Raw genomic sequence first — 12,398 nt, 5'->3', positions numbered from 1 at the left:
TCCTGTTCATTTCCATACCTTATAGATTATTATCTAAACAATACGACAAAGCAATGATGCATACATGTATAAGTTATCACTCAAATCTGATTAATGGAAACATCATAAGTGATTAATTTACATTTTATTTATCTTTAACCCAATTTATTATAACTCGGCCATTTTATTTAAAATTCGCTTAGCCGATATAGGGTATGGTGTGCCCAGAGATTGTGCGAATAGAGACACTCTTAATTCTTCAATCATCCAGCGAACATCATTTAATTGATTACGCAGTTCAATATTTGATCCAACTTTACTAAACATGACTTCAAGCTGCTTACTCACTTTCTCTACTTCTTGGATACGAAGCTTGTCTTTGTGCGGATCTATCGCTAATTTTTCCATTCTATGATTAATTGCACTCACATAACGGGCAATATCATCTAATTTTTTAACACCATGCGCTTGAACAAAGCCGCTAAACACTAAATTATCGATTTGATCTTTAATGTCGTTAAAGGCATGAATAAACGCTAAGCCAATATTGCCTTTCATGCGCTTTTTAACTGCATGCGCTAACGATAAAATCTTTTCAACTTGTTGAGCGACAATAACCACATGATCACCCAGCTCGGCCCTAACAAGTTCTTTTAGTTTAGTGAATGACTCTTCATCTCTAGGCAGCGGGTGACTTTGTATAAGCGAATCAACCGATGCTGCAATACAGTCGTTGATTAAGTCTTTAATTTGGCCAAATGGATTAAAGTAAAGCCCTAATTTTGCTTTGTTTGGTAGCGATTCCTGTAGGTATTTGATAGGTGATGGCACATTCATCAAAATGAGTCGCCTAACACCAATCCAAGAAAGCTGTTCAGCTTCATACTGATTATCAATAAGCTTTATGCCAACTGTTTTACCTTCATCAATTAGTGCTGGGTAAGCTTTAATTTCAAAGTTTCCCTTTTTTTGCACGTATACTTCAGGCAGTGTATTTACACTCCAACTTTCCATACCAGCTTGTTCAATGTCTGGATCAGCAGCTTGCTTAAGAGATTCTTCTACAGCACCTTGTAGCTGCTGTTTTAATTTATCTAACGAATAACCACTAGCAAGCTTCTTATCTTTTTCATCTACCACAATAAAGTGCATTTTCAAAAAGCTAGGTAATTGCTCGTAATCCCAACTTTCTTCACTTACCTTCACGCCCGTCATGCGCAACAACTGTTTGGTTACTTGATCAATCAACTTGCCTTCTTTTTGTTGAAGGTTGCTTATTACAGCATCTGCATAATTTGGCGCAGGAACAAAGTTGCGTCTTAGCTGTTTTGGTAACGATTTAATTAATGCCACTATGAGGGTATGTTGTAGTCCTGGTACTAGCCAGTCAAAGCCTTCGTCTTCAACTTGATTCAATAGCGGTAAAGGGATCACGACTGAAATACCATCTACGTCACTTGCAGGATCAAAGTCATATTGAATGGAAAATGAAAGATTGCCCTGTGTCCAAGTGTCTGGATAATCTAGCGCACTAATATGTGCAGTATCACGCTGTAATAATTCATCTTCTGTTAAACATAATAAATGCTTGTTGTTTTTCTTGGCATGGTTATACCATTTCAAGAAACTGGCTTGGCAGGCAATGCCTTCAGGAATATTTTCATCAAAATATTCATACAGCCTTTGTTCATCAACTAGTAAGTCTCTGCGACGAACTTTATTTTCTAATGCTTCAATTGACTTTATTAAACTACGGTTATGCGACATAAAACGTAAATTAGTCGCAAAATTGTCGTTCACTAGTGCTTCGCGAATAAATATTTCTCGTGAAGTAACGGGGTCGATATTGGTGTAAGTCACCGAGCGTTTCGCAACAATTACTAAACCATAAAGCGCTTGTTGTTCATACGCAACTACACTACCTCTTTTACGATTCCAATGAGGTTCTGAATAACTACGTTTTACTAAATGTTGCGCCAGTGGCTCAATCCATTCTGACTGAATTTTTGCGGCAACTCGACCATACAAACGTGACGTTTCAACTAACTCTGCCGCCATTACCCACTTTGGTTGCTTTTTAAATAAGTTAGAGCCCGGAAATAAATAAAACTTGCTGTTTCGAGCGCCTTTATAATTTTGCTCTACATCTTTAAATCCAACATGACTTAACAGTCCTGAAAGTAAAGAGCGATGAATCGCTTCAAAATCTGCACCTTGAGTATTTATGGTAATATTTGCTTCTTTCACCGCTTGCTTAAGTTGCCAATACACATCTTGCCATTCGCGTACACGCATATAAGCTAACAGTTCTTTTTTACATAGCTTTCTAAATTGGCTACGTGACTGTTCTTCTTGCTGTTCTTGAAGGTATCCCCATAAATTTAGAAATGCGAGGAAGTCAGATTCTTTATCATAAAAGCGGCTATGTAATGTGTCAGCTTGTTGTTTGTATTCTGCGGGGCGTTCTCGTGGATCTTGAATTGAAAGCGCTGAAACAATAATCATTACCTCATCTACAGCACCGTATTGAGATGCCGTAAGCACCATTTTAGCTAATCGGGGATCAACAGGAAAACGGGCTAATTGCTTACCACTATTGGTGAGCTTATAAGTTTCATTTTTTCGGTTACTTATTACTGAAACTGCTTCGAGTTCTTCTAGTAGCCTTACGCCATCGGTAATATTGCGTCTGTCAGGTGCTTGTACGAATGGAAACTTTTCAATGTCGCCCAATCCTAACGAGAGCATTTGTAAAATAACCGAGGCAAGATTGGTTCGTAAAATTTCAGGATCAGTAAATTCTGGGCGCGCTAAAAAGTCATCTTCTGAATATAAACGAATACAGATACCATTCGATACACGACCACAACGTCCTTGCCTTTGATTTGCACTAGCCTGTGAAATAGGCTCTATTGGTAAGCGTTGTACTTTAGTTCGGTAACTGTATCGGCTAATTCTTGCTGTACCCGGATCAATTACATATTTTATGCCCGGCACAGTCAGTGATGTTTCTGCTACGTTTGTCGCTAATACAATTCGTCTAGCACTGTGCGGTTGAAATACTCTGTTCTGCTCTGCCACTGTTAATCGTGCATATAGCGGCACAATTTCGGTATCTCGCAATTTACGCTTTTCTAACGCATCAGCAGTGTCACGAATTTCTCGCTCACCATTCATAAAAATAAGTATGTCGCCCCTACTTTCATGGCTAAGCTCATCTACTGCATCAAATATCGCTTGAATTTGATCATTCTCAGTTTCTTTATCGTTATCAATTGGGCGATAACGCGTTTCAACGGGAAACGTTCTTCCCGACACTTCAATAATAGGTGCGTTATTAAAATGCTTAGAAAAGCGAGATTGGTCAATTGTCGCAGACGTAATAATAAGCTTTAAGTCAGGGCGTTTACTTAATAGCTGTTTCAGGTAGCCTAATAAAAAGTCAATGTTTAAACTACGTTCATGCGCTTCATCAATAATGATGGTGTCGTACTTATTTAGAAAACGATCGTGCTGAATTTCTGCCAGTAAAATACCGTCGGTCATCAACTTTATATAAGAGTCATCGCTCACTTGGTCGGTAAATCTAACCTTATAACCAACATAGCCACCTAACTCACTATCCAGCTCTTCCGCAATACGATTCGCCACACTTCGCGCAGCTATTCTTCGCGGCTGAGTATGACCAATTAATCCTGCAACACCACGACCAAGCTCTAAACATATTTTAGGTATTTGCGTTGTTTTACCAGAGCCCGTTTCGCCGGCAATTATCACTACCTGATGTTCAGCAATCGCTTTTGCAATACCCTCTTTCTTTTGCGAAACAGGTAAAGCCTCTGGGTACGTTACATTAGGCTTGTTATTCAGCTTGTGCGCGCGAATTGCTTCAGATTTTGCAACATCTGCTTTAATGGCTTCAAACTGGACACGCTGTTTTTCTTCGTCCGAAACTTTGCCTAACCCTTTGAGCCTGCGAATAAACACAAACTTGTCTTTTAGTAAGCAGTGGTTTAAATCAATATAAAAAGGATTAGTTTGATGATTACTTTTTGAAGCAGAAATAGTCGAATTCACGTTATGGTTCACTGAGGTAAAATTGAAATAGCGGTATTGATAATCGGTAATGCTATCAATCAGGTGACTTGATTACTAGGGTTAAGGTAAGTATTTGGTTAATTTCGTTCACTTTAAGGGTCGTTATGCTATAGCTAGCACCGCACTATCAAGGTACCTAAAATAGATATTAAAGTTAAGAGTGCGGTGAATTGGCGTTGAACATCTCTGTTTAAATTACTTACTCTAAAACTTAAACGAATCTGTGGCCTTGTTCGTATATTGAGTGCAAATGCATATCCAGCGCTTTCAACACATTAATGCGGGTAATAGTACCCAGTAAAATGCCATCTTCATTAACCACAGGATAAATTTTTGGTTTTAGCCCTGTCATGTCTTGTGCTAATTCAAATATACCTGAATGAGGGCTTACTGTTATTACGTCTTTGCGCATCACTTCATTTACCGTTGAATGAGACTCATTTTGATAAGTCGCATCAAGCATTTGCTTTAAACAATCTTGCTCTGACAAAAAGCCAATTACATGCTTTTTATCATCAATAACAGGCCCACCTATTTGATGTGTTTCTAATAATTTTTCAACAGCCGCCACTACCGTCATATCGGGTGTAAATGTTACGGGATGATGTTGCATATACTCAGAAACTTTAACCGACTCCATCGCCTTCCCCTATTAATTATTATTCATTACCTTTTGTATGCACATAATACTTCTATGGATGATGTTAGCGCTGCCATTATCCCAATAATTACAACAATGAGCATAGTTAAGGCTATTCACCATAAGCATAGTTCAATTTCCACCAATTCACTTAACATTCATTACTTTTAGCTATATTTTCAATTCTTTATCAGCCTTGAAAAAAATCCATTCTCGCGCCAACCAGCAAACAGTGCAAAAACCACGTTTTGTGCAATACTTAACCTAGTAATGGGTAGTTTCTTATCCGTATTAAGCTTGTTCATCAATCTACTGACACTCTAACTGAACAACTCTTGCATCAAATATCGCTATTTAATTACGTGAGGATTATCCAATTGACCATGAATGCTGAACAGTTAAAAAATGAGCTAACCACAAAACGCTCACAATTACAGACTCGCCTTGAAGCGATTAAAGCCGATTTTAGAAATGGCCGTGCTGCTGACTTTTCAGAGCAAGCTACAGAAAATGAAAATCATGATGTTCTACAACAGTTAAAAGGTGATTGCGAATACGAACTTCGGTTAATCGCTGAAGCGTTAGATAAAATTGAAGCGGGAGAATATGGTTATTGCAATAGTTGCGGAGAATCCATTTCAACTGCGCGCTTAGAAGCATTACCCTACGCTAATGAGTGTATAAAGTGTGCAAATTAGCACTTTTAAATAACCTACCGCACACAAAATTTAAGGCGAACACATAAATTTAGTTTAAGTTGGTGGCACGCTTAGTTATCATACGCACTCGCAAATTCTTACCCAATCTACCATTTTGTAGGTTGGGTCTAACCGACTTAGTAGAGTGTTCTTAATGGAAATAACCGCATGGCTATCGTTAGCCACCATTTGCATATTAGGTGCAATGTCCCCAGGCCCAAGTTTAGCTGTTATTTTAAAGCACAGTGTTAGTTCAATTTGGCATGGCTTAATTGCAGCCATTAGCCACGGCGCAGCGGTAGCACTTTACGCAGTTGCAACCATTGTAGGATTGTCTGCACTTGTTATTAAGTTCCCACTACTTTACAAAGTATTGGTGTACGGTGGCGCAGCTTACTTATTATGGATGGGTTATAAAGCCCTAACAGCAAAACCAGCCCCTCAAGCGGATAATATAGAAAATCAAGATAATGCGACTCAGCAACCTCAGGCGTCACAAACGACAATCGCGCAAGCTATAAAAGACTCAGCAGCCATTGCTATTTTAAATCCTAAACTTGCTATATTTTTCACTGCATTATTCAGCCAATTTATCACCCCTGAAACATCTAACATTGCAACTAGCAGTATTATGGTGGCAACTGTGGGCATTATTGACGCCCTCTGGTACTGCATCGTAGCATGCGCTGTCGCGTTAGCTAGCTCTCGTATTGCGTTTAATAAACACGCTACTACCATAGACAAAATTTCAGGTATCGTGTTTATAGGATTAGCAGTAAGAGTGGTAACACTTTAACATTACGAACAATATCCCCTAATTTAAATTACAAAAAGAATATTTGAAGTATGAATAATTCAACTAACACTATTTTTTGGCACGATTACGAAACGTGGGGAGCAGTTCCTAAAAAAGATCGGCCAGCGCAGTTTGCAGGTATTCGTACTGACTATGACCTAAATATTATTGAAGAGCCGTTTGAAGTTTATTGCCAGCTTGCTGATGATTATTTGCCACACCCGCAAGCGGCGTTAATTACTGGTATTACACCACAAACTGTAATGAAACGTGGTTACACCGAATATGACTTTATTACGCGAATAAACGAACAATTTTCTCGCCCTAACACAACGGTGGCTGGCTATAACAGTATTCGCTTTGACGATGAAGTAACGCGTTACACTCTTTACCGCAATTTCTATGACCCATACGCACGTGAATGGCAAAATGGTAACTCACGTTGGGATATTATCGATTTGGTCCGTGCATGTTATGCACTGCGCCCTGAAGGCATTAATTGGCCAACGCATGAAGATGGTAAACCATCATTCAAATTAGAAGATTTAACCAAAGCAAATGGTATTGGCCATGAAGCCGCGCATGACGCAGTTTCCGATGTGATAGCCACCATTGAAATGGCTAAGCTGATCAAGCAAAAGCAAGCCAAACTGTACGACTACATTTTTAATTTACGACTAAAAAAATCAGTTGCGCAGTTAATCGATGTGGCTGGAATGACGCCGCTTGTTCACGTGTCTGGTATGTTACCGTCGGAACAAGGTTGTACTACATGGGTTGTGCCAATTGGTTTCCATCCAGAAAATAAAAACGCAATTATTGTGTACAATTTGCAGTCTGATCCTGCACCTTTGCAACATTTAACCGCCCAAGAAATAAAAGAAAAGCTTTATACCGCTACCGCTGATCTCGACCCAAATGAAGAGCGAATAGGTTTAAAACTTGTTCACTTGAATAAATGCCCAATTCTGGCACCAGCGAAAACCCTTCTGCCAGAAAATGCTGAGCGCCTTAACATTGACAGAGAGCAATGCTTAAAGCACTTAGATATTTTGAAGAATATGCAAGGTCTACAACAAAAAGTTGAGGCAGTATTTGCACCTAATGAAGTAGATAGAAAAATAGAAACTAATCCTGATTATGCGTTATATCAAGGCGGATTTGTTAGTAATGGCGACAAGCAACGCTTTCAATTGATTCACAACACCAAACCAGAAAACCTAGCAGCGCTAGATTTAGCGTTTGACGACAAAAAGTTTTCAGAATTATTCTTCAGGTTTAGAGCCAGAAACTTTCCGCACACATTGGATAATAGTGAAATGATGCGCTGGCAGCATTATCGTAAAGACAAATTGATGTCCGGACATGATAATCCTAATTTAACTTCAGAAGACTTTATTATTGAATTGGAAAATTTAGCAATGGAGCATCAGGAAGACGAGCATAAAATGAATATTCTTAAAGCATTGTATGAGTATTCGACGCAGTTATAATGGCTACCGCCAGTTAATTTGACTCTAGACGTGTTGGCCTTTCGAGGGTTGTTTTTGCAGCAGTTTGTTTGCCACTTATACAAAACAGAGCACGTAAAGTGTTTAAAAAAGATCTTCACTCAATTGGTGCTGCTCAGTATTAGAAATAATGGATAATGATTTTTCTAAATTTTGAGTCTGAGCAATCAATAACGAATAATTAGAGGATGAGCCTTTAACACTAAACGGCAACTTGCGCCCAGCACGATCCAGAGAACGAAACCAATTCAAATCAACACTATCCCATTTGCCAGTAGCCCAAATACGTTGATTTAATGCACTCCAAGTATCTGCCAACAAAATTCCTTTTACCTGTTTAACGTTATTTATTGGCATACTATACACACCCTCTCTATTGAGCATTTTCTTTAGACAAAACGCAACTCTGTCAAGCTTTATTCTTTCAAGATCGTTACAGATCTTCTCAAAGAAAATTTTCGCAGGGTAATCTCTCTTTGCTTCAATTAAATATATTGTTTCTTCGAAATAAATAAAGCCATCTAAATGACTACTCCATGGCAATCCTTCCTTTAGTGAAAAAGGTAACTCAGCTGCACATATTGCATCAGGCGCTAGTTGTGAAAATGATTTAAGGAAGGTAAAAACGAGATTACTTTCTGACATCTCTCCACCTGGTTTACATGCTCTGAATTGAGACATCGTTCGCTCATATGAAGAGCATGTTTTTAAAAACGCTTCTATGATTACTTTATCAAGCATTTAGAAATCCCAGATAATATCGACTATTTCTTACTTTCCAGTCGAGCCAACAGGCTTGACGTATCCCAGCGATGGCCACCCATCGCTTGAACTTCTGAGTAAAATTGGTCAACCAATGCAGTTACAGGTAGATGGCTTTTATTTTCTCGCGCTTCGTTTAGCGCAAAACCTAAATCCTTGCGCATCCAGTCTACTGCAAAGCCATGATCGTACTCGCCTGCTAGCATTGTTTTATGTCGGTTTTCCATTTGCCAAGAACCAGCGGCGCCTTTTTCAATAGTTTCTATCACCGCTTCGGCGTCTAAACCCGCGTTTTGCGCAAAATGTAAGCCTTCCGATAAGCCTTGTACTACCCCTGCAATACATATTTGATTAACCATTTTTGCAAGCTGGCCGCTGCCAATGTCACCAATTCTTTTAGTGAATTTTGCATATGCGGCCATTATCGGCTCTGCTTCAGCAAAATCTATTTCATTTGCGCCGCACATAATCGTTAATGCGCCATTTTCTGCGCCTGCTTGTCCACCACTTACAGGTGCATCCATAAAGCGCTTATTTTGGTTTTGCGCTTGCTGCGCTAACTCTTTAGCAAGTTGTGCCGATGTCGTGGTGTGATCAACTAACAAGCCGCCATTTTTTAATCCAGCGTAAATACCTGTATCGCCTAACGTTACCGCGCGCATGTCATGATCGTTACCTACACAAGCAAAGACAATATCAGCATTTAAAGATGCTGCTTTTGGTGTTTCAGCCATCGTTCCATTATATTGCTCAACCCATTTTTTAGCTTTCTCAGTGGTGCGATTATACACACACACATCGCGACCATTCTGTTGTAAATGACCTGCCATTGGGTAACCCATTACCCCTAAACCGATAAATGCAACTTTCATAAATATTCCTATCTATTAATTTTCAATCATGAGAAGAGCAATCGCAGCATTTTGTTAAGCTGCGATTGTATAGGTAATGTTTTATTTGCTTTGCGCGCTAATGCTATGCACTAACAATGTTAAGAAATACAGCGGTTAGCATAATTGGGCAAACAAATTTGATGTAATAAGCTAACAGTTTGATGGTTTTAGTTTGGTTTTCAAATAACACATTACCGCGCTTCCATAACCAACCGACGACAATAAAATAAAAGAGTCCCATAATTGGCAGGTGATAATTTGTCACTACGTTAATGACAAAACCGAATAATGTGTTGAAGTTGAATATAATGGTCATTGATGCAACTAGTACGACTAACGATACTAATAGTGTTGCTTTGCGGCGATCCATAAACTTGCTTTCAACAATATATGCCACAGGTACTTCGGTAGAAGAGATAGTAGACGTTAATGCGGCAATACTAAGTAAAAAGAAAAAAGCAAAACCTACAAAAATGCCTATTTCACCCATTTGATTAAATAATTGCGGCAAAATACCAAAAATTAACTGCCCTTCTCCGATTAGCGCTCCGTTGTTATAAACTTCAATTCCTTGATGCTGTGCAACAAATAATGCAGGAATAATCAATAAGCCCGCTAATACAGCAATAACGGTATCTAATGCAGCTACTGAAATACTTAATTTAACTAAGTTTTCTTCTTTTTTAAGATAAGAGCCATACACCATCATGCCACCCACACCGATAGATAATGAGAAGAATGCTTGTCCCATGGCAGAGATAATCAGTTTAGGATCAGTAATATTAGAAAAGTCAGGAATTAAATAAGCGCGAATACCTTCTGCAGCACCTTCTTGCATCGCAATATAAATGATTAAAGAGATGAGCATTACTAATAGCAACGGCATTAATCTGCGTGACCATTTTTCAATGCCTTGGCTAACGCCTTTGATAATAATAGCCGCGGTTAATAATATGAATATGGGAGTGAAAAACAAGTTTCTATCTAGTGAATTTGTGTTCAACCATTGCTTTGCTTGCGTTTGCCCTGCTAATTCTGCCAATGGCGCTAAGCTATGAGACACCATCCAGCCTGCAACTATAGAATAAAAACTTAACATGCCGATTGCACCAAACAGTCCAATTATGCCTGCGGTTTTACCTAATAAGGCTGACTTTTCACCACATGCTTTTCCTAGTGCTTTAACTGGGTTAGCTTGTGCGGTATGGCCTATGTACATTTCTGTAAACATGGCAGGTAACGCAAGCAGAAAAAGCACTAATAAGTACACCATTAAAAAAGCACCGCCGCCGTGGTTAGCCGCTTGCGTTGGAAAGCCCCAAATATTACCAAGCCCTATTGCAGAACCTGCCGCAGCTAAAACAAACCCAATACGACTGTTAAAGCCATCCCTTGTGTTATTCATTATTGCCCTACTTCGTTACTGATATATGCGCGAAAGGGATTATTAAACCACACAATTTTATTGCTGTTAATGTAACTTTTTAATATTAAGTGCTTTTACGCCATAAACGCGTTATAAATCGACTTAAATGCCCTATTCAATATTAAAGTGAGCAAAACATCATCATACTGCTAAGCCTGTAGTCACTGCTGTGTCACCTTCAAAAAGATGCTGATGTAATTTACTAATAATAGAAACCGCCTCATTGTCTTTAACCAAAAAGCAAACATTATGCTGGCTAGCACCGTAGCATATCATCCGCATACTAATATTGTTTAGCGACTGAAATACGCTAGCCTCAATACCGTTATTGCCCATTATGCTCGCATTAGCATGGAGGTGATTACCAATCAGTGCGATAAGCGATAAATCACTTTCGACTTGAATTTCGCAAAAGGCTTGAAGCGCTTTCATGCAGTGCTTATAAAATTGTTGTTCTGCGTTCTGAACAGAATTGTCTAGTGTTATTGCAATGCTAATTTCAGAGGTGGTGATCAAATCTACCGAAATGTGGTGCTGACTCAAAATCCCAAACACTTTTGCCAAAAAGCCTGTTGCATGCAGCATGGCGGGGCTTTTAATAGTGATAAGTGTTTGATTTTTTCTTAGCGCAATGGCGCGATAGGTGGGTTTATTTTCAACTGACTTAACTATTTTGGTACCACCTTGAGTTGGCGCCAAACTTGAGCCAACATAAACAGGAATGTTCGCTCTCATCGCTGGTAAAAGTGTTGCTGGATGAAGCACTTTGGCACCAAAAGTGGCTAATTCAGCTGCTTCATCAAAGCTAATCTCACTAATAGGCTTTGCATTTGTAGTCAACCGTGGGTCTGTGGTGAAAATACCTTTAACGTCTGTCCAAATTTGTAATTCGGTCGCGTTTATTGCCTCAGCTAACAATGCAGCACTGAAATCTGAGCCACCTCGACCTAGTGTTGTTGTTTCGCCATGTTCCGTCGCACCAATAAACCCTTGGGTAACCATTACATGGCTATGCCCTTTATCTTCACTGCTAACCACATCCGAAAAATAATGAGTAGCAAGTTCACTTATTCTATTTATGTTTGGCACGGCATTACCAAACTGGTTATCTGTTTTTAATATTTTACGGACATCAAAACATTCCGCTTTATAAATTTGATTGCCTGCTAATTGGTTTAATACTTCTGTGAATAGTAAGGAAGATATTTGTTCACCGAAAGACAGAATTTCATCTTTAATATTCGGCTGAATAGATGCACTCTGTGCCAAATCCGCAAGTTTTAAATGCAGGTTTAGTAACTGTTGTTGCTGATGGTCTGACTGTTCGAGCTGATCTAGAATTGTCGAATGAATGGCTAAAATTTTGTTTAACAGCGCTTCGCGCTTAGCCGTTAATAAATCGGGCTTTGTAAGTTTAGTAAGCAAATTCGTAACGCCAGACGATGCGCTTACCACAACAACTTTAATAGTAGGACTGTTTAGCACAAGAGACGCGCACCTTTGCATTGCTGCAAAATCCGCAAGGCTAGTGCCACCAAATTTAGCTACAACTATATTATTTTTCATTAATGACTCTCATTATTTATATGAGAGCG

At 39.0% G+C, this 12,398-nt stretch carries 9 protein-coding genes; 3 read left to right on the top strand and 6 right to left on the bottom strand.

Features of this window, described 5'->3' with window-relative positions:
• Positions 1 to 147 precede the first annotated feature (147 nt).
• Both hrpA and HUU81_RS08075 read right to left on the bottom strand, forming a co-directional pair.
• Positions 148 to 4,056 carry an ATP-dependent RNA helicase HrpA gene (hrpA, locus tag HUU81_RS08080; protein WP_233520598.1) on the bottom strand — a complete coding sequence of 1,303 codons (3,909 nt, stop codon included), beginning with the start codon at positions 4,054 to 4,056 and terminating at the stop codon, positions 148 to 150.
• Between the two features lie 232 nt (positions 4,057 to 4,288).
• Positions 4,289 to 4,717 carry a CBS domain-containing protein gene (locus HUU81_RS08075; RefSeq protein ID WP_199611707.1) on the bottom strand — a complete coding sequence of 143 codons (429 nt, stop codon included), beginning with the start codon at positions 4,715 to 4,717 and terminating at the stop codon, positions 4,289 to 4,291.
• A gap of 383 nt (positions 4,718 to 5,100) precedes the next feature.
• On the opposite strand from HUU81_RS08075, the gene HUU81_RS08070 reads away from it, so the two are divergent.
• The 3 genes from HUU81_RS08070 (at position 5,101) to sbcB (ending at position 7,704) form a co-directional block, all read left to right on the top strand.
• Positions 5,101 to 5,415 (top strand): TraR/DksA family transcriptional regulator, encoded by a 315-nt coding sequence (locus tag HUU81_RS08070; protein WP_267983426.1) that lies wholly within the window; start codon positions 5,101 to 5,103, stop codon positions 5,413 to 5,415.
• Positions 5,416 to 5,569: 154 nt separating this feature from the next.
• On the top strand, positions 5,570 to 6,211 hold the full coding sequence (locus HUU81_RS08065) for a LysE family translocator (RefSeq protein ID WP_199611705.1): 642 nt from the start codon (positions 5,570 to 5,572) through the stop codon (positions 6,209 to 6,211).
• A gap of 50 nt (positions 6,212 to 6,261) precedes the next feature.
• Positions 6,262 to 7,704 carry an exodeoxyribonuclease I gene (sbcB, locus tag HUU81_RS08060; RefSeq protein WP_199611704.1) on the top strand — a complete coding sequence of 481 codons (1,443 nt, stop codon included), beginning with the start codon at positions 6,262 to 6,264 and terminating at the stop codon, positions 7,702 to 7,704.
• 102 nt (positions 7,705 to 7,806) lie between these two features.
• Here the strand turns inward: sbcB and HUU81_RS08055 are convergent, their stop codons facing one another.
• From HUU81_RS08055 to lysC, 4 genes are all read right to left on the bottom strand, one after another.
• Positions 7,807 to 8,463, bottom strand: a complete 657-nt coding sequence (locus HUU81_RS08055) for a hypothetical protein (RefSeq protein WP_199611703.1) — start codon at positions 8,461 to 8,463, stop codon at positions 7,807 to 7,809.
• A gap of 23 nt (positions 8,464 to 8,486) precedes the next feature.
• Entirely contained in the window at positions 8,487 to 9,356 is an 870-nt protein-coding gene (locus HUU81_RS08050; protein ID WP_407644839.1) for an NAD(P)-dependent oxidoreductase, read from the bottom strand.
• Between the two features lie 103 nt (positions 9,357 to 9,459).
• Positions 9,460 to 10,782: a sodium-dependent transporter gene (locus HUU81_RS08045; protein ID WP_199611702.1), complete on the bottom strand. Its 1,323-nt coding sequence runs from the start codon at positions 10,780 to 10,782 to the stop codon at positions 9,460 to 9,462.
• Positions 10,783 to 10,944: 162 nt separating this feature from the next.
• Complete coding sequence (gene lysC / locus HUU81_RS08040; protein WP_199611701.1) at positions 10,945 to 12,369, bottom strand: lysine-sensitive aspartokinase 3; 1,425 nt, start codon at positions 12,367 to 12,369, stop codon at positions 10,945 to 10,947.
• Between the last annotated feature and the right edge of the window lie 29 nt (positions 12,370 to 12,398).

This window comes from Flocculibacter collagenilyticus (assembly GCF_016469335.1).
Classification (GTDB): domain Bacteria; phylum Pseudomonadota; class Gammaproteobacteria; order Enterobacterales; family Alteromonadaceae; genus Flocculibacter; species Flocculibacter collagenilyticus.
The sequence above is the reverse complement of the archived record's forward strand: the minus strand, read 5'-3'. Positions and strand labels throughout refer to the sequence as shown.